Source organism: Bradyrhizobium elkanii USDA 76 (assembly GCF_023278185.1).
In the GTDB taxonomy this organism is placed as follows: domain Bacteria; phylum Pseudomonadota; class Alphaproteobacteria; order Rhizobiales; family Xanthobacteraceae; genus Bradyrhizobium; species Bradyrhizobium elkanii.
On the sequence record NZ_CP066356.1, the window covers coordinates 5,785,532 to 5,802,571 of the forward strand.

Here is a 17,040-nt window from a genome sequence, read left to right on the forward strand (position 1 = left end):
GCGCTAGCGAAGCGTAGTCCCGGTCCAACGGGGGGTCAATCGGCGCCATAGTCTGAGGCTATGGCCTTTCGTCGCGGTCTCTAGCGAGGCAGCGCACTGCCGTGCGTGCGGCGCTCAACCGACGGCCGTTCGCTTTCGGCGCTGTCGGCGACCGTTCGTTGCGTTGCAGCAGGATCAGGTGCGGATCCCGTGGTCGCGGCAGCTTCGGCCGTGATGCCCGGCAACTCGACCTCGCACAATTCCTGCGAAGAATCCGCGACTTCAACTGGGGGCTCAGGCAGCGCCTCGGCCGGCTTGCTGAGGCCGCCGACGATCCTGTCGATGAGCGCAGCCAGCTCTGGCTCGGAGCAATCCAGCGGGCCAAAGCCCGGCATCGCAGTCGGGTCGTTGAAGTCCCAGGCGTTCTCGGCAAGCCCGACAAAGTCGCGGATGACGGGATCGGCGCTCCAGGCGCGACGAAGCGCCGCACGCGTCAGCTCCTGCGGAATTCCCTTGCGCAGGAAGGCCGTGATGTCGGTCGCCGACGTAATCGAGTCGATCGAAGGCAGGCTCGAGAGGTCGAATTCCGTGTCGTCGTCGTTCACGGCAGGCGGCGGCATCGACCGCATGTCGTCGCGCATCGCCGGGCCCGGTGGCGTGGCGTTCGCCTTTGCCTCCTGCTTGCGCCGGGACCAGCGCGCCAGGAACTTGTCCTCACTCATTCGTGTCCGCCTTCATGCTGCCGGCGCGCGAGCGCCTCCGGATCGGCCTGCCGTCGCTTGCGCTTGAAGAACTCACGTTCGACGTGGTGCTCGGCAACGAAGCTTTCAATCTGCTCACGCAGCATCTCCGGCATGGGGACGGCCTCGACCAGATTCGCACCGGCCTCCGTGAACGCCTCCCCTTCCGAAGGATCGGCGGTCGCGGCAGCCACCGAATAGGGCCAGGCGCCTTCCGCCGGCGACAATACGGTCCAGATCCCCGGACTGCCCGAGGCGAGATTGTCGCGATAGCGTGCCGTCTCGGAACCATAGAGATCGACCGTGGCGCTGCCGGCATAAAACAGCGTCGTCCCATTCTCTTCGCGAAGCACTGTCCAGGGTTTTGTGTCCGGTTCGTCGGGCAGCACGGCAACCGCGCGCCAGACGAAGTCGGTCCACGGCGAATCCGCCTGATGCCGCTCGACCACGACACCGACGGGAACGCGCACAAGCGGCAGCGCGGCCGGGCTCATGTCGCCATCTCCAGATGTTTGACCGGCAGCCCCGTCAGCAAATTCTGCGGCTTCATCCGGAGCTTCCGGTCGGCGTTCATCGACAGAATGAGATAGACCGGCTCGCCTCGCATCTCGTCTGCGGCCGCGCTCGTGTCCGCAAATGTCAGGCGGAACAATGAGAGCACGCGTCCGGCACTGCGATCGTCGAGCTGCTCGCCATGCCAGAGACGATCGCCAAGCCTGGTCGCGTCGGCGTCGAGCCCGACATACCAGATGAGACGTGCATCACGCAGCTCGTGCAGCGGCTCAATGCTGACGTCGATCCCGAGCAGATGGGAGATCCAGCGTGCCATCGCCTGCGCCAGCGCCGCCGGCCCGCGGCCGCCTGCGGTGAGGTCGAATGCCATGTCGAAATGATCGCTCCGGCACCAGTAGTCGTCAGCATTGTCCTCGCGCAAGACGTCGAGCTCGGCATCGGTCACCGCCCCCAGCATCGACATCAGCGAGAGCACCGGGGTCGGAGTCTGTCCACCGACGACCTCTTCATCGCCGAGCAGCAGGGCCTGCTCTTGCGGCAGGATGCGCTGCGGGCGGAAGAACAGCTCGGCTGCGCGCAGCACGAACGGATCATCGCAGCCGTCGAGCGCATTGCGCAGGATCACATGCACGAGCTGATTGACGAACAGCGGCGGCAAGTCGTTGGTCCCGGACCGGACGGTTGCAAGATAGGCCCGCTCCAGCGTCGGGTGCCGCACGAGGAGATCGCGGAACGCAAGCACGAGCCGCCAGTTCTCCCGGGCATCCGCATCGACAATCGCTTCGATCTCTTCCGCGCTGACCGGCCTGCGGGGAGAAGCGAGCAGCGCGCGGTGCAGCCGCCGCTCGACCGGGCATGCTTCGTCCGGCGGAATCAGCTCCGGACGAGCAAAATAGGCCTTCAGGAACTCGTCGGTAACGCAAAGCCCCCCGCTCTCGTCGCGATCGAGCAGATGGTGGCCGCACGCGATCCAGAAATCATTCATCGGTGCTGCGACTCCCGGCCCATATCGGCAAGCTTGAGATCACCGTCAGGCTCGACATCATCTTCGACTTCCATGAACGAGAACGCCTTGCTGTGTCCCTGACCCTGGCGCAGTTGCAGCCTGCGGAACGACTCCCGGACTTCGCCGTCGCTCACCGAACGGTGAACGGCAATGAGCGAGCTGACCGGATGGTTGCAGAGCGACTGCGCGAAGGCGACCTCCTCTTCCGCCGCCGTCCGCGCGGTCGCCAGATCCGGCGCTCCGAAACGGTCGACGAGTTGCCTCGCGAGGCGGTCGATCAGCGCGCTGCAATCGTTCTCGGTCGCAGGGACGATCTGCACCAGCGTCGACCAGCCCCAGGATTGCACCCCGAGGAAACCGCTGCGGAACGCGACGCGCGCCTTGCCGGTCAGCTTCGTCGGATCCTGATCGCAGAAGCGGAAGGCACCGGAGACGGCCCATTCGCCCGGGGCGGCCGCCACATCGAACACGAAGGTGTCGGAGGGATCGAGCGCGATGCTGCGGAGCAATTTCACAGTCGCGGCCCTCCGAGCTTCGGATCGAACCAGGACGGCGTTACGAGCGCCTTGGCGAGTACGCTGCGTTCAATCCTGTCGGCACCAACGCGGCGCGTGAGGAGATCGCCGCCGTCATCGATCCGCAGCACGGTTCGCCGCTCGCGGGGAACCCGGCTGAGATAATCGCGTGCGAGGCTGGCAAAGCCATCGGTCTGCCAGCTATCGATCGCACGCATCAGGTGCCGCGCAAAGCTCTCGGTCACCTGCACCGCTCCCGCTTCTCCAAACCCCTCCTCATCCAGCGCGGAGGCGAGCGGATGAACCCCTGGTCCCTGATCGGCCATTGCGACCGTCCGGATCATGGCGCCGAACACCAGCCAGGCAGGCGGCTCGTCCTCGCGCGCGGACGTCGGCCATCCCATCCGTCCGCCGCCGACCAGCCCACCGTCGATCACGACGGTGTCGGGCCAGCCGATCGCGACCGTCTTGTGCGGCGGCGCATAGGCGCGCAGAGCGTCGGTGAGCGCGACCATGCCGGCATAAAAGGCGCGCCGCGCGGTGCCCAAGGGCTCGCCCGGCTCGAGCACCACGGCGAATTCGGCAAGATCGAACCGTCCGACGCACACCAGCGTGCCGGCACCGCTTTTAGGTGCAATGCGGCAAGCGTGAGCAAAGGCGTCTCCGCTCTCACGTAACCGGACGAGCGTGAATGGCGGTGGCAGATGGATCGCTTCCGCCACGGACACGCGGCTGGTCGGGGTCGACCGCAAGGGCCGTCCTCCACTTTCCTTTTCCTTCCGATAGTGAATATCTATACGAGGTGAAGGAATGGCGCGAGTCCGCAAGACGGCGCCGCACCCGCGGAGGGATCGACCTGGAGCAGCCAGCGAAGACCGTCCTGATCTGCTCGTGTGAAGGCACGATGCGCCTTGACGTGGCCGCGATCCAACGGGGTTGTCCCAACTGCGAGATCCGGAGCCATCGTCATCTCTGCGGCGCAGAGCTCGAAGATTTCCGCAACGCCGCGAAAACCGAAGGCCCGCTGACCGTCGCCTGCACGCAGCAGGCCGGGCAATTCACCAATGAGATGGGCGAACGCCCTGGCGCGATCAGCTTCGTCAACATCCGCGAGACGGCGGGCTGGTCGCGCGACGGCGCGAAGGCGGGTCCGAAGATGGCGGCGCTGCTTGCGGCGGCCGCGATTCCCGCGCCGGACTATCCGCTGGTCACATTGTCGAGCGACGGCATCATCCTGATCTATGGGCGCGACGAGACCGCGATCGAGGCCGGCCGGCTGCTGGCGGACCATCTCGATGTCACGGTCATGCTCAGGAAGCCGGCGGACGTCGTGCCGCCTGCCGCGGCGGTGTTCCCGATCGTGAAGGGCATAATCCACAACGCACGGGGGCATTTTGGCGGCTTCGAGCTCACGGTCGACGACTACGCGCAGCCACGCCCGTCCTCGCGCGCCCGCTTCGAGTTCGAAGCCCCGCGCGACGGCGCGATCTCGCGCTGCGATCTCGTGCTCGACCTTTCCGGCGAGCCGCCTCTGTTTCCCGCGCACGATCTGCGGGACGGCTATCTCCGTGCGGATCCGAGAGATCCCGCGGCCATGCTGCGCGCGGTGCTTGCGGCCCGCGATCTCGTCGGCAGCTTCGACAAGCCGAGATATGTCGACTTCACACCGAGCCTCTGCGCGCATTCGCGCTCGAAGCTGACCGGATGCCATCGCTGCCTCGATTTGTGCCCGACCGGCGCGATCACGCCGGACGGCGACCATGTCGCAGTCAACGGGGAGGTGTGCGCGGGCTGCGGGCAATGCGCGGCCGCCTGCCCCACGGGAGCGGCATCCTACGCGCTGCCCCCCGCCGATACCCAGTTGCAGATCCTCCGCGCCATGTTGCGCGCCTATCGCGAGGCCGGCGGCACGCATCCGGTCCTGCTGCTGCACGACAGCCAGCACGGCACGCCGCTGATCGATGCGCTCGCCCGCCATGGCGACGGATTGCCGGCCAATGTGCTCCCCCTCGCCGTCAACGAGCTGACGCAGATCGGCCTGGAAGCCATCATCGGGGCCTTCGCCTATGGCGCGGCTGCCGTGCGGCTGCTGCTGCGCGCCAAGCCACGACACGACCTGACCGGTTCGTTGCAGACGATCCGAATGGCCGAGACCATCCTCGCCGGACTCGGATTTGACGGCCGCCGCGTGAGCACGATCGAAACCGACGATCCCGACACTCTGGCCGAGCAACTGACGGGGATTGGCCCCCTCGCCGGCCTCGATAATCCCGCGACTTTCCTGACGGTCGGCAAACGCGGCGATCTGCTTCGTTTCGGCTTGAGCGAGCTGCATCGCCTCGCCCCCAAGCCGGTCGACGTGATCGCCTTGCCCGAGGGTGCACCTGTCGGTGCGATCACCGTCGACGTCGGCGGTTGCACGCTGTGCCTGTCCTGCGTTTCGGCCTGCCCAACCGGCGCGCTCCGCGCCGATCCCGACCGCCCCGTCCTCAAATTCGTGGAAGACGCCTGCGTGCAGTGCGGCTTGTGTCAGAGCACCTGTCCTGAAAAGGTGATCAAGCTCACCCCGCAGATCGACTTCCGGGCAAGACGCGCGCCGGCGCGGGTGATCAAGGAAGAAGAACCGGCCCTGTGTGTTCGCTGTGGCACGCCCTTCGGCGTCAAGAGCACGATCGATCGGATCGCGACCAAACTCGAGGGACGGCATTGGATGTACCCTGCCGGGGACCGCCGGACCGAGACCTTGCGGATGTGCGCCGATTGCCGGGTCATTGTCATGAGCGAACAACAGTTCGATCCGATCCAGGACGTGCCGGAACGCGCGCCACCACGGACGACGGATGACTACCTGCGTCAACGCGAGAACAAGGACTAGCCCCGCATGCCTCGATTCATGATGGTTCTGTCGACGTGCCTTGTCACCACGGTCCTTGGCGGCACAGCCGCCGAGGCAGCCCTTACGAAGGCGGAAAAGGTTGCCCTCAAACAGGCGGTCGTCGCCTGCAAGGCCGAGGCGAAGGGCAAGAAGATCAAGTGGTTGTCACGCCGCAAATACGTCAACCAGTGCGTCGTGGCTGCGCTCAAGGAACATCCCAGTATTAATGTCGCTCGCATGCTCAAGGAGACCCCGGAGCTGACGAAGATCCCGGTGGAGCAATGGCCGGGGTATTAGAGCCTGATATCGCGGCTTGACGCCATCGCATGAGGACGCCGCAAGGCAGCTGCCGCCAAATCAGGCTATTTCGACGTCGCGCGCGCCAGGAAGTCCGTGAGCGCGCGGCGATCTTCGGCCGAGCCGATGTGCTGCTCCGGCATCTTCGTGCCTGGCGTATAGGCGTTCGGCCCGATCTCGAACAGTTTTGAGACGGTCTCCGGCGTCCAGACGATGTCCATCGTCTTGAGTGCGTCGGAGAAGCGATAGCCCGGCAGCGAGGCGATCTTCCGACCGAACAGTCCGGCAAGCGTCGGACCGGCACGCTGCACCTCCGTCTCCGACAATGTGTGGCAGGCGACGCAGGCCCTGAAGATTTCGGCGCCGTGATCGCCGGCATAGCCGGCGAGCGGATCCCCCGGCGTGCCCACCACATTCGATCCGATCGCGGCGCCGGTCAGTGCGTTCCAGCGCCTGATCTTGCCGTCGGCACCGCCGGTCAGGAGCGTCACGCCATCGGGCAGGAATGCAACCGACCAAACCGGCCCGCCCAGCCCGGCGAGCGTGCGCAGCACGCTGCGCGCCTTGCGATCGACGATCGCCACCGAGCCGTCAATTGCCGCCGCGGCGATCAAGGCGCCGTCATGCGCGACCGCCAAGGCGACGATCGGCGTGGTGCCGGCCATGACCTCGCCGCTTGCCTTGCCGTCGGCCGTCATCATGCGCAGCTTGCCGTCCGCTGCGCCGGTGACGATTTCGCCGTCAGGCGAGATGGCCACGGCATTCAGCGGCAGCGGCACCGTGACGACCTCGGCGCTGCCGTCCGGCAGGCGCCAGATCCGCACCGTCAGATCGTAGCCCACGCTCACCAGCGATTGTCCGTCGGGGGCAAAGGCCACGCCATTCACGTTTTGCGAGTGACCTTGCAGCACGCGCGAGCCCCCGTCGGACAACGACGAGACCCGCACGGTGTGGTCCCACGAGGCGGATGCGAGCTTAGATGCATCGGGCGAAACGGCGAGCCCGACGATGGGTCCCGCATGGTCCGCGAAAACCCGGTCCGGCTGCGGCCGGCCCGACGTCCAGATGGCAATCTGGCCGTCCGCACCAGCCGTTGCCATTCTTCCATCGCCGAGGAAGGCAACCGCGTTCACCGCACCCGAATGGAAGCGAAGAACCTGCTCCGCAGACTCGGTTGCCAGGGACCATCGGATAGCTGCGGTGTCGAAGCTACCCGACAGAACCGTCCTGCCATCGCCTGAGACGGCGATCGCGCGGACAGGTCCGCCGTGTCCGGCCAATTGCGCTTGCGCCGGTTGCAGCGCGAGAAGCAGCGATGCCATCACAAGGAACGTGGCGAGACGCAAAATCGAATCCATGGCCGTCGGCGACACCCACAGCGAAGCCCCCGGGTCATTCTGCCCGGTTCTTGCGGCACAGCCAAATGCCCCCTGGCGTCCATCGGGCCCGGCCGCCGATCGTTCTGGAAATCTGGCGTGTCCGTGGTCGACGGGCTTGGCCTCTGGCAAGAACGCCCCATTTGATTCATTGATCCAGCTCAACGAGGGGAGCACATATTCGGCTCAAGGTGCGACAAGCGGCGCCTTGAAAGACGGTCCACACGATCGCAGTCTTGCCACGGGCGCCTCACAAATCGAGGTCGAACATGCAAATACACCCCAAAGCATATCTGCAGTTCATCTCGCGCATTTGGCACTTTCGCGTGTTGCCGCCGCGGGATCGCAATCCCGCCAGCCGGGACGCGTCGCCACTGCTGATCTACATTGCCGCTGTGTTGGCGCTACTACTGGTGATCCTGATCGTCGATCGCCACCGTGTGCCGTTTCAATTCCCGGGAGATGTCGGCGATCTCGCCGGGATCAACCCGATCTTCATGAGTTTTTGAAACACAGCCCGCGACGGGGCTGCGCAAGCGGACAGGCCGTCCGACGCGTCGAGCTGTTCAACGCGAGACGAATTTCCCGACCCGTTCATCTGGACTCGTTCAGATGCGGCGGCAGTCGTCTCTCTACTGCTGTGCTCCCCTCGGAAACACCAGCGATCGATCTTCGAAATCTTCGACCGGCAGTTTGTCTTGTTCTTGCACAGTGGGCATCCCCGCCACTGACGTGTGGCTCACGGACGATGGATGCGATCTCGGGACATTTGTCGCGGCCACAACAAGCGCGAGGGCGGTCAGGCCGGCGATCATCAGGAGCTTCATGCGAACCTCCGTTGGTTCTAAGCGAGTCCGATCCCTGACTAGTGCAGAACTCGCAGTCCACCTGTGAGACCGCTCACATCTCTCCTTTTGTTGATCAGCTCGTTGATCATCGCTGGAGCCGATGCCGTCCGGCTCCAGCCCCTTCCCACCGCGCCTATGGCAGATCTTTCGGGCGCGGCCACAAGCCTCCTTCGGACCAGGATTCAGATTCATCGGGCGACAACGGATCCGCGCCACCGCCGGTTCGTGCGGGATCGACATTGAGCCATCGGCGCAATTCGAGCTTGCCGATCTGGTTGCGGTGGACCTCGTCGGGGCCGTCGGCCAGTCGCAACAAGCGAGTCGTTGCGAGTGCTGCCGAAAGGAAATGGTCGTTGTTGGTGCCGCCTCCCCCGAACGCCTGGATCGCCCAGTCGACGATGGTCTGCGCCATGTTCGGCGCGACGACCTTGATCATCGCGATTTCCTGCCGCGCTGCCTTGTTGCCGACCGTGTCCATCATGTAGGCAGCTCTGAGCGTCAGCAGCCGCGCCTGATCGATCTTCATGCGCGCTTCGGCTACGCGCTCGAGCGTCACGGTTTGCTCGGCGAGCGGCTTGCCGAAGGCGACGCGTTTCAGCGCGCGTCGGCACATGCGCTCGAGCACGCGCTCGGAAAGGCCGATCAGCCGCATGCAGTGATGAATGCGGCCGGGACCCAACCGCCCCTGCGCGATCTCGAATCCGCGCCCCTCGCCGAGCAGCATGTTGGCGGCCGGCACGCGTACGTTGGTGAAGATCACCTCGGACGCGCGATCAGGTACGCCGTAGAAGCCGAGCACCGGCAGCGAACGGACGACATGCACGCCGGGCGTCTCCTTCGGCACAAGGATCATCGACTGGCGCTTGTGGCGATCCGGATTGTCCGGGTCAGTCTGCCCCATGAAGATGATGATCTTGCATCGCGGATCGGTGGCGCCGGTGGTGTACCATTTGCGACCATTGATCACGTAATCGTCGCCATCACGGACGATCGAGCTGGCCACATTGGTCGCGTCGGACGAGGCAACGTCGGGCTCCGTCATCGCAAAGGAAGAACGGATCTCACCCGCCAGCAACGGCTTCAGCCAGCGATCCTTCTGCGCCTCCGTACCATAGCGCAGGATGGTCTCCATGTTGCCCGTGTCAGGGGCGCTGCAATTGAAGACCTCGGGAGCAAGGTGCGAACGTCCCATGATCTCGCATAGCGGCGCATATTCGAGATTGGTCAGGCCGTCCTCGTGAGCGGGCAGAAACAGGTTCCACAGGCCGGCCTGTTGTGCGAGCGGCTTCAGTTCCTCGACAACGGGATGCACAGCCCAGGGCCCGAGCCGCTCGGCCTCCTGATAGTATCGGCGCTCATTCGGGTAGATGTGCTCCATCATGAAGCGCTGGAGACGCGCGGCCAGTTGCTGGCTGCGCTCGCTTTGGGTGATATCCACGTAAATTCTCCTTACAGGCCGCGCAGGCCGTCCCTGAGCGTGTTTCGGGTGATTTTTCCGGATTCCGTCTTCGGCAGATCGTCCAGCACGCGAATGTCGACCGGGCACTTGTAGGCCGCCAGCCGCTCGCGGCAAAAGCGCGAGAGCGCGGCGGCGTCGATCACGGTGCCGGGTTGAGCGGAGACGAAGGCGACCACCGTCTCGCCGCGATAGGGATCGGCGGCGCCGACGACGGCTGCCTCGCGCACGCCCGGAAAGCCATAGATCACGTCTTCGACTTCACGCGGCCAGACCTTGAAGCCCGAAGCGGAGATCATGTCCTTCTTGCGATCGACGAGATAGAACCAGCCGCTCTCGTCAAAGAAGCCGACGTCGCCGCTATGCAGCCAGCCGTTGGTCAGCACCTCATCGGTTTCCGCCGGCTTCCTCCAGTAGCCGGCCATCACCCCTGGGCCACGCACAACCACCTCGCCATGCGCGCCGGGTCCGAGCGGGCGGCGTTCGTCGTCGACGACGATTGCATCGACGGCGGGCGTCGGCCTGCCGATCGACAGCGCGCCTGAGTCAGGATCGACCGGAATCCGGCCCTCGTTGGGCGCAAGATGGCTTGCAGAGGTCAGTTCGGTCATTCCATAGGAACTGCGGATCGCCCGTCCAAACCGTCTCGCGAAGGCATCGATGACCGAGGGCGCGATCGGCGCGCCGCCGGAATAGATATGCACGAAGCTCTCGAAATGCCGGCTCGTCGCGTCAGCCTGGTTCATCAGCGCAATGTACGCGGTGATGGCACCGACGATGAATGTCGGCCGCCATTCAAGGAAGGCATCGAGCGCGACCTGGGGCTGGAAGCGATAGGTCAGCACCATCGCCGCACGCGCGGCAAACGCCGCGACCATCTGGATTTCAAAGCCGGTGATGTGGAATAGCGGCGCGACGCCAAAGATGCGCGACGTGCCGTTCAATTCGAAATGATCGCAACAGATCAACGCGGTCGCCACCAGATTGCGATGCGTGAGCATGGCGCCCTTCGGAACGCCCGTGGTTCCGGAGGTATACAAGAGAAGGGCGATGTCGTCGGACGTCAGAACCGGTGCCGGTGGAGCGGGAGCATTTTCGGCGAAAACCGTCGCCAGCGCCTGAGCCGGCGGAGCTGCGCCCGGCACCGGCAACACCCGGACATCGTTCCGCGTCTGGAATTCGCGCGCGCCGGTCCAGAACACCAGCTCGGAATCGACCGAACCGGCGGCCGGGAAAACGTTCTCCCATTGATCGTCGTGGCAGATCACCGCCTTCGGTTCGCAATCTCCGAACAGCTTGCGAAGCTCCGGCGTGCGGTACATCGGGTTGAGGCTGACGACGATGGCCCCGACCTTCCAAGCCGCCACGCTGACGATGACGAACTGCGGCACATTCTGAAGAATGACGGCCACCCGATCGCCGCGCCCGACCCCTTTCTGTGCCAAGCGGGCGGCGAGCCGGTCGCTGAGCCGATCGATATCTGCATAGGTCTGCGTCGCGTCGAAATAGAACAGCGCCGGCGCCTCGCGCGGTGCGGCACGAAACAGATCAAGCGCCGTCCGCCTTCCGGGATCGGGCGAAGCGACCGACGAGTCCCCGAGCAGCGCGCGCAGCCGGCCCGCGGCTTCCTCGTAAGCGCGCGCACGCGACACGGACTCCAGGCCGACAGTCATCGCCGCTTGCCACCACTGTCGTAACGATGGCGGCCCCGTCCGGCCCGGCGGCCGCTATAGGCGGCCGCCACCACCTGGCGCAGCAGGAACCGTGGCAAGAGGCGTTCGCCGCCACTACTCATTGGCACTTTTCCCTCGATAGACCGAGCCGAGACGCGCATGCGGTAGCGCGGCACGGCTTGCAAGGGGCGGTTGGGCCGCCCCACTCTCTTTTGCTTGAATGACCACGCGCGTGCGCCGGATGTGGAGGCGCACCAACACCTGCGCAGCTTCGACATCGCGCGCCCGGATCGCGTCCATGATCAGGACATGCTGGGGATCGGAGAACGGAAACCCGTCCTTGGCGTAGGTTTCGCTCACAAACTGCCGCCGGAAATGCTGCGTGCTGTTCCAGAAGCGTTCGACCATCGCCAGCAGTTGCGGCATCCGCGCCCGCGAATAGGTCCGTAGATGAAACTCCCGGTCAAGCTGGATGTATTCCTCGAGCGTGGTGACCTGCTCAAGTTCGCGCACAATGCGGTCAAGCGTCTCGATATCCTCGTCGGTCAGATTTGGAACGCTTTCGCCGATGGCGAGCGGCTCGACCGCTTCACGGATCTTGTAGATCTCGATCGATTCTTCCGAATTGACGTCCGCAATCCAGGCGCCACGGTTCGGCGCCATCACGACGAGCCCCTCGTTCTCGAGTTGCTTCAGCGCCTCGCGCACGGGAATGCGGCTTGCTCCAAAATGAGCCGCAAGGAGCTCCTGCCGAATCCGCGTGCCCGGCCGCATCTCGCCGCTCAGCACCGCGCTGCGAATTTCGCTTGCGATCCTCTCGCTCATCAGGCGACCGGACTCCGGATCGTCTTCAGTGCCGTCCCGCGTCATGTCCTTCCAATGGGGAGGCCGCTGATAAGGACTCATGAAAGGCCCTCCTTCAATGAATGGCCGCGTACATGATCTTGTCCTCGGTCGCATCAGCCCGCGCCATTTCCTCGACGATACGCCCGCCACGAGCGACCAGGATCCGATCCGAGATAGCCAGAATCTCCGGCAGATAGGAAGAGATAACGACAACCGCCTTGTTCTCGCGCGCCAACCTGCGAATCGCCTCGTGAATTTGTGGGATGGCGCTCACATCGACGCCTCGCGTCGGTTCGTCGAAGATGACCACCGTGGGTTCCTGGGCCAGAGACTTTCCCACCACGACTTTCTGCTGGTTGCCGCCGGAATATTCGACAATTTTGAGCGTCCGTTTCAATGCAGAAATCGAGAGCGCCGAGATCCATTGATCGGCGATCCGCTTCATCTCGCGCGTGGAGTAAAGGAACCGCTTGACGCGCGGCGACGACAGATAGCCAAGATAGATGTTCTGATCCACCGTCATCGTTTCGAAGAAGCCGTCGACCTTGCGGTCCTCGGTGATATAGGCAATTCCGTCGCGCACCGCCTGCCGCGGCACCCGGTAGCGGACCGGCTTGTCCCGCAGATAGATCATCCCGCCACGCAGGAAGTTGCGCTTGCGCGCGCCGCTGACGATCTGCGCGATCTCGGAGCGTCCTGCCCCGACCAGCCCGAAGATCCCGACGACTTCTCCGTTGAACACCGAGAACGACATATTCTTGACGATGCTGCCCATCGTCACGTTCTCGACCGAAAGCACCTTCTCGCCGCGGGAGGCATGCGGCTTCGGCGCATCCGGATCGGCCCCGTGGGTCGCGTACTGCGCTGCCGTTTCCTCACGGCCAACCATCATCCGCACCAGCGCGTCACGCGTGACGTCCTTCGCCGGTACGGTGGCGACCAGCTTGCCATCGCGAAGTACGGTGATGCGATCCGCGATGTTCAATGCCTCTTCCAGTGCATGCGAGATGAAGATGATCCCGGCGCCCTTCTCTTTCAGGGTGTTGAGAAGATGGAACAGATGCTGCGTCTCTTCAGGGGTCAGCGATGCGGTCGGCTCATCGAAGATGAAGACCTGGGCGTTGTGGCGAACCGCACGTACGATCTCGACCATCTGCCTCTTGGCCGTTCCGAGATTCTCCACCAGCACCAGCGGGTCGACGTTGAAGTTCATCGATTGCAGCGACTGGGTCGCCGCAATGTTGATCTTGCTGTAGACCGTGACCCATTTCTCCATGCCGAGTTCAAGGTTCTGCGCCACCGTCATGGAGGGGACCAGGCTGGATTCCTGGTAGACCATCGCGACCCCACCCTCGAGCGCTTCCTTTGGCGACGCGAACGAAACCTTGCCTCCCTGGATCAGGTAGTCGCCGGAGGTCAGCACGATCGCACCGGCGATCGCCTTGCAGAGCGTCGATTTCCCCGCACCGTTCTCCCCCAGCAGCGCGTGGATTTCGCCCGGCCGCAGATCGAAATTGACGCCGTCGATCGCGTGCAGACCGCCATAAACCTTGCTGCCGTTGACGATCTGAAGCAGCGGGGTCCCTGCCTGTTGTTCGGCCGGCATGGCGTTCATCCTTCCTGCATGCCGCGACCAGGCGGCAGTTCGACGAGGCAATCGCGTCCCTTGGACACCGCCAGCACATGCGAGCCGATCGGGCGGACGGCGGTTATTCCATGAACACGACCATCGACGCGGCTGTGCAGCGTCTCCGTCGCCGCGCCTCTGGCGTCGAGCCGGGCGACGAGGCCATAGGAACGCGGCGGCGCCCACGGCTTCTGGATGCCGAGCTTCTTGATGCGGCCGATCTGGGTCGGTTCGCGCGGATTGAGCCGACCATCCAGCGCCGGCCCAATCCAAAGCTCCGGTGGCACCGTCCGCATCATCTCTTCGCAGAATGCCCGCTCGCGCAGGACGAATTCGGTCAGTTGCGTGCGCAGCGCGAGGAAGGCCATCCAGATCTCACCGTTCGCGCCTCGGGCAAGACGCGCCGGATAGCCGGTATGATTCTTGACGATCACGCGCCTGTCGTCACCCGCGCGTGAAAAAGCGGTCAAGCGGTGGGCCCAGGACTCGGCGACCCACACTTCCTTGCCGTCACCGGACACGACCACGCCGAGCGGCCATGCGAGCTTGTCCGCACGCACGCTCGCACTGCCGAGCGAGGAATTGCAGACGATGAGCCGGCCCGACGGGGCACGGTTCTGCATCAAGTCGGTCAGCCATTGCTCTGGCCGATTGTTTCGCGAGCCGTCGGTCAGGTAGATCGCCCCGTCCGGCGCGACCGTCACCGACAACGGACAGGCGATCTTCTCGCCACCGACGCTTTCGAGCTTGCCGATGATCTCGCCAGTTGGCGAAAGCGCCACCAGCCCCACGCCGGAGACGCAGGCGAGCAGCCTGCCGTCCGGCGTGCAGCCAAGCCCACCGACCGGGCCGTCGAGCGTCGCGAACGCCGTGCGCGTGTTGAAGTCGTCTCCCGTGCAACGCAGGATGCGGTTGCCGGTCGAGACGTAGAGCGCGCCGTCCTGCCCGAGCGTGATGTCGTCCGGTCGCTCGATCTCATCGCCGAGCCGGCGGGCCTGATCGAGCCGCTGGTTCGGGGAGAAGGCGCCGTCGAGCACCGGAATGCCGTGAATTTCCCGGTTCGGGGACAGCACGCGATCGATGATATCGCCAAGCAGCGACATGGCTCAGGCCCCTCCCCAATAGGACTTGTGCGCTTCCCAGGTCGGGTCGGCGTCCGGCAGGCGGATGCGGCCGATGCGGTTGTTCTCCAGACCGCCGATATAGAGATGGCCCTTGTGCTCGCGGACCGAGGTGATGGTCGGATGCGAAAGCCCGCCCGGATCCCAGAGCGATTCCGTCACCACGCCGTTGTCGTCGAACTTGACCACGCAGCCGTAGTTGATGCCCGGGCACAGCCACTCGTCCGGCGGGATTTGCTTGACCATGCGGGTGCGGAAAACAGGGTTGCGCATCGCAAGGTCATAGACCGGCGTGCGCAGACCGACGAAGGCGAGCCAGTACTTGCCGTCGGAGGCGCGGTTGATGTTGTCGCAATAGCCCGGAAGGTTGTCGATCAGGATTTCGCTGGTGCCCGCCTTCGGGCCGGCGATCCAGAAGCGGTTGATCTGGCACAGCCAGGTGCTGGCCCACAGCACCGACTGACCGTCATGCGAGATGCAGATGCCGTTGGGAAACGTCAGGTTCTTCAGGACCGTCTTGGTGATTCCGGTTTTCGGATCGTGGCAGATCAGGCGGCCGTTGCCGCGCCCTTCGAAGCCGTCGAGTGCCCAATCGGTCAGCTCGTAGCGGGTCGAGGCCTCGCTGAAATAGATCCTGCCGTCGGGCGCAACGTCGAGATCGTCAGCGAGATAGAGTCGCGAATCGTCCTTGAGGCGTGTGCGCGTGCGCGTGGTGCGGTCGGTGACCTTGAAGACCGAACGATCGGGCTTCACACCGTAAACGCCCATGCCCGCGATGCAGACGAGGAGGTTCTGATCCCGATCGAACGCCAACCCGAGCGGCCGGCCGCCGATGCGCGCGAACTCCTCGCGCACAGTATAGTCCGGCGCAAGAAAGCGGATAATCGAGCCGTTGCGGTTGACGGTGTAGAGGTTGTCCTTGCGGTCAAGGATGATGTCTTCCGGGCCCTCGATCATGTCGAGCGCGATCGCTTCCGCGTTCTTCAGGCGATCATTCTCCGCGAACGGCGTGCCGCTGCCCCGCTCGACCGACGGCGGCGGCTCGAAATCAACCCAGCTTGGGGTGACATAGACCTTCTGCAGCACCTTGCCCTTGTTCTTGACCCACTTCACGTTGAAGCCGACCGCGAGCAGCAGGATGATGCCGATGATGGCGGTCGTCAGGTTGCCGGAGATACCGAGCCGGACCATGCCGCTGGTGAGCATGAAGATGATCGCCGCGCCCATGACGGCGCGCGCGATGGTGCCGCGGCCGCCGGACAGGCTGATGCCGCCCAGAACCACCGCGGCCAGCGCGTTGATCTCCCAGCCGACGCCGGTGTCGGTGCCCGAACTGCTCTGCCGGGCTGCATAGAGGATTCCCGCCAGCGCCGCGATCGCCCCCGACATCACATAGGCCGAGAACAGCACGCGCTTGACGTTGACGCCGGCGTGGCGGGCCGCCTTGCGGCTCGACCCGACCGCCATGATGTGGACGCCGGGCTTGATGCGGGTGAGGAAGAAGTGCGTTCCGACCGCGAGCAGGATCAGGACCAGCATGTTGAAGGGAATGCCGAGAACCCTCCCCGATCCCATGAAGTCCCACGTGCTGGACCCGCTGTCGATGCTGGCGAGCTCGTTGGTGAACGCGACCGTCACCTTGTTGTAGGCGGCGCGGACGATGATGAGGACGACCAGTGTCGTCAGGAACGGCCGGGTCTTGCCATAGGCAATCAGGCCGCCGTTGATCGCGCCCATCGCCGCGCCGAACAGGACGACAAGCACGATGGTCACGGGCAGCGGCAGCCCGAGGATGAGATACAGATAGAGCGCGAGGAAGTTCGACATCGCGAACACCGCGCCGACCGACAGGTCGATGCCGCCCGACAGCACGGAGAAGGCCATCGCGACCGCGACCATGCCCTGCTCCGCGAAATTTCGCATCAGTTCCTGCAGGCTGCCTGCCGTCAGATAGCGCGGAATCATGATCGCGAAGGCCAGGAAAACCGCGATCGTCAGCGTGAATGGAATGATGGGCTCCATCCAGCGCTTCTCAAGCAGTTCGCCCAGGAACAATTGGGGCGAATGGCGGTGCCAGGCTCGTTGCAGGCTCTTCATCAACAGACTCCGGCGGGCTCGGCGCGGAAGCGGCCGAACGGCGGGACAACGCAGGGGATTGGGATCGATGG

The 17,040-nt window shown here is 64.6% G+C and carries 16 protein-coding genes; 3 read left to right on the top strand and 13 right to left on the bottom strand.

Features of this window, described 5'->3' with window-relative positions:
• Positions 1-80 precede the first annotated feature (80 nt).
• From JEY66_RS28185 to JEY66_RS28205, 5 genes are read right to left on the bottom strand one after another with little or no spacing between them, the layout of a single operon-like run.
• Complete coding sequence (locus JEY66_RS28185) at positions 81-701, bottom strand: DUF3306 domain-containing protein (protein ID WP_018270974.1); 621 nt, start codon at positions 699-701, stop codon at positions 81-83.
• The gene (locus tag JEY66_RS28190) at positions 698-1,213 is read right to left on the bottom strand and encodes a DUF3305 domain-containing protein (RefSeq protein WP_018270973.1); all 516 of its coding nucleotides are present in this window, start codon (positions 1,211-1,213) and stop codon (positions 698-700) included. Before JEY66_RS28190 ends, JEY66_RS28185 begins: the two co-directional genes overlap by 4 nt.
• Complete coding sequence (locus JEY66_RS28195) at positions 1,210-2,217, bottom strand: DUF6352 family protein (RefSeq protein ID WP_018270972.1); 1,008 nt, start codon at positions 2,215-2,217, stop codon at positions 1,210-1,212. Before JEY66_RS28195 ends, JEY66_RS28190 begins: the two co-directional genes overlap by 4 nt.
• Entirely contained in the window at positions 2,214-2,753 is a 540-nt protein-coding gene (locus JEY66_RS28200) for a DUF6505 family protein (RefSeq protein WP_016842200.1), read from the bottom strand. Before JEY66_RS28200 ends, JEY66_RS28195 begins: the two co-directional genes overlap by 4 nt.
• Complete coding sequence (locus tag JEY66_RS28205; RefSeq protein ID WP_041482634.1) at positions 2,750-3,505, bottom strand: biotin/lipoate--protein ligase family protein; 756 nt, start codon at positions 3,503-3,505, stop codon at positions 2,750-2,752. Before JEY66_RS28205 ends, JEY66_RS28200 begins: the two co-directional genes overlap by 4 nt.
• A gap of 152 nt (positions 3,506-3,657) precedes the next feature.
• On the opposite strand from JEY66_RS28205, the gene JEY66_RS28210 reads away from it, so the two are divergent.
• Together JEY66_RS28210 and JEY66_RS28215 are read left to right on the top strand one after the other, a co-directional pair.
• Entirely contained in the window at positions 3,658-5,628 is a 1,971-nt protein-coding gene (locus JEY66_RS28210; protein ID WP_026192591.1) for a 4Fe-4S binding protein, read from the top strand.
• Positions 5,629-5,634: 6 nt separating this feature from the next.
• The gene (locus JEY66_RS28215; RefSeq protein ID WP_240537094.1) at positions 5,635-5,925 is read left to right on the top strand and encodes a hypothetical protein; all 291 of its coding nucleotides are present in this window, start codon (positions 5,635-5,637) and stop codon (positions 5,923-5,925) included.
• A 65-nt stretch (positions 5,926-5,990) separates the two neighbouring features.
• Here JEY66_RS28215 and JEY66_RS28220 read toward each other — a convergent pair whose 3' ends face one another.
• Positions 5,991-7,283, bottom strand: coding sequence for a c-type cytochrome (locus JEY66_RS28220; protein ID WP_018270968.1), 1,293 nt, complete (start codon positions 7,281-7,283; stop codon positions 5,991-5,993).
• Between the two features lie 287 nt (positions 7,284-7,570).
• On the opposite strand from JEY66_RS28220, the gene JEY66_RS28225 reads away from it, so the two are divergent.
• Positions 7,571-7,810, top strand: coding sequence for a hypothetical protein (locus JEY66_RS28225; RefSeq protein WP_018270967.1), 240 nt, complete (start codon positions 7,571-7,573; stop codon positions 7,808-7,810).
• 123 nt (positions 7,811-7,933) lie between these two features.
• On the opposite strand, the gene JEY66_RS28230 is transcribed toward JEY66_RS28225, so the two are convergent.
• The 7 genes from JEY66_RS28230 to JEY66_RS28260 form a co-directional block, all read right to left on the bottom strand.
• A complete protein-coding gene (locus tag JEY66_RS28230; RefSeq protein WP_016842193.1) occupies positions 7,934-8,128 on the bottom strand; it encodes a hypothetical protein in 195 nt (64 codons plus the stop codon).
• Positions 8,129-8,282: 154 nt separating this feature from the next.
• The gene (locus JEY66_RS28235) at positions 8,283-9,587 is read right to left on the bottom strand and encodes an acyl-CoA dehydrogenase family protein (RefSeq protein ID WP_018270966.1); all 1,305 of its coding nucleotides are present in this window, start codon (positions 9,585-9,587) and stop codon (positions 8,283-8,285) included.
• 11 nt (positions 9,588-9,598) lie between these two features.
• Positions 9,599-11,278: an AMP-binding protein gene (locus JEY66_RS28240; RefSeq protein ID WP_018270965.1), complete on the bottom strand. Its 1,680-nt coding sequence runs from the start codon at positions 11,276-11,278 to the stop codon at positions 9,599-9,601.
• Between the two features lie 114 nt (positions 11,279-11,392).
• Positions 11,393-12,052 (bottom strand): GntR family transcriptional regulator, encoded by a 660-nt coding sequence (locus tag JEY66_RS28245; RefSeq protein ID WP_233285872.1) that lies wholly within the window; start codon positions 12,050-12,052, stop codon positions 11,393-11,395.
• Between the two features lie 145 nt (positions 12,053-12,197).
• Positions 12,198-13,739 (bottom strand): sugar ABC transporter ATP-binding protein, encoded by a 1,542-nt coding sequence (locus JEY66_RS28250; RefSeq protein ID WP_018270964.1) that lies wholly within the window; start codon positions 13,737-13,739, stop codon positions 12,198-12,200.
• Positions 13,736-14,854 carry an SMP-30/gluconolactonase/LRE family protein gene (locus tag JEY66_RS28255; RefSeq protein ID WP_018270963.1) on the bottom strand — a complete coding sequence of 373 codons (1,119 nt, stop codon included), beginning with the start codon at positions 14,852-14,854 and terminating at the stop codon, positions 13,736-13,738. Before JEY66_RS28255 ends, JEY66_RS28250 begins: the two co-directional genes overlap by 4 nt.
• A gap of 3 nt (positions 14,855-14,857) precedes the next feature.
• On the bottom strand, positions 14,858-16,969 hold the full coding sequence (locus JEY66_RS28260; RefSeq protein ID WP_018270962.1) for an ABC transporter permease: 2,112 nt from the start codon (positions 16,967-16,969) through the stop codon (positions 14,858-14,860).
• Positions 16,970-17,040: the final 71 nt, after the last annotated feature.

What these genes read in the sequence shown, in the direction of transcription:
- JEY66_RS28185 (WP_018270974.1), bottom strand. Translation starts at nt 701, where the DNA reads ATGAGTGAGGACAAGTTCCTGGCGCGCTGGTCCCGGCGCAAGCAGGAG.
- JEY66_RS28190 (WP_018270973.1), bottom strand. Translation starts at nt 1,213, where the DNA reads ATGAGCCCGGCCGCGCTGCCGCTTGTGCGCGTTCCCGTCGGTGTCGTG.
- JEY66_RS28195 (WP_018270972.1), bottom strand. Translation starts at nt 2,217, where the DNA reads ATGAATGATTTCTGGATCGCGTGCGGCCACCATCTGCTCGATCGCGAC.
- JEY66_RS28210 (WP_026192591.1), top strand. Translation starts at nt 3,658, where the DNA reads ATGCGCCTTGACGTGGCCGCGATCCAACGGGGTTGTCCCAACTGCGAG.
- JEY66_RS28215 (WP_240537094.1), top strand. Translation starts at nt 5,635, where the DNA reads ATGCCTCGATTCATGATGGTTCTGTCGACGTGCCTTGTCACCACGGTC.
- JEY66_RS28220 (WP_018270968.1), bottom strand. Translation starts at nt 7,283, where the DNA reads ATGGATTCGATTTTGCGTCTCGCCACGTTCCTTGTGATGGCATCGCTG.
- JEY66_RS28225 (WP_018270967.1), top strand. Translation starts at nt 7,571, where the DNA reads ATGCAAATACACCCCAAAGCATATCTGCAGTTCATCTCGCGCATTTGG.
- JEY66_RS28230 (WP_016842193.1), bottom strand. Translation starts at nt 8,128, where the DNA reads ATGAAGCTCCTGATGATCGCCGGCCTGACCGCCCTCGCGCTTGTTGTG.
- JEY66_RS28240 (WP_018270965.1), bottom strand. Translation starts at nt 11,278, where the DNA reads ATGACTGTCGGCCTGGAGTCCGTGTCGCGTGCGCGCGCTTACGAGGAA.
- JEY66_RS28245 (WP_233285872.1), bottom strand. Translation starts at nt 12,052, where the DNA reads ATGCGGCCGGGCACGCGGATTCGGCAGGAGCTCCTTGCGGCTCATTTT.
- JEY66_RS28250 (WP_018270964.1), bottom strand. Translation starts at nt 13,739, where the DNA reads ATGAACGCCATGCCGGCCGAACAACAGGCAGGGACCCCGCTGCTTCAG.
- JEY66_RS28255 (WP_018270963.1), bottom strand. Translation starts at nt 14,854, where the DNA reads ATGTCGCTGCTTGGCGATATCATCGATCGCGTGCTGTCCCCGAACCGG.
- JEY66_RS28260 (WP_018270962.1), bottom strand. Translation starts at nt 16,969, where the DNA reads ATGAAGAGCCTGCAACGAGCCTGGCACCGCCATTCGCCCCAATTGTTC.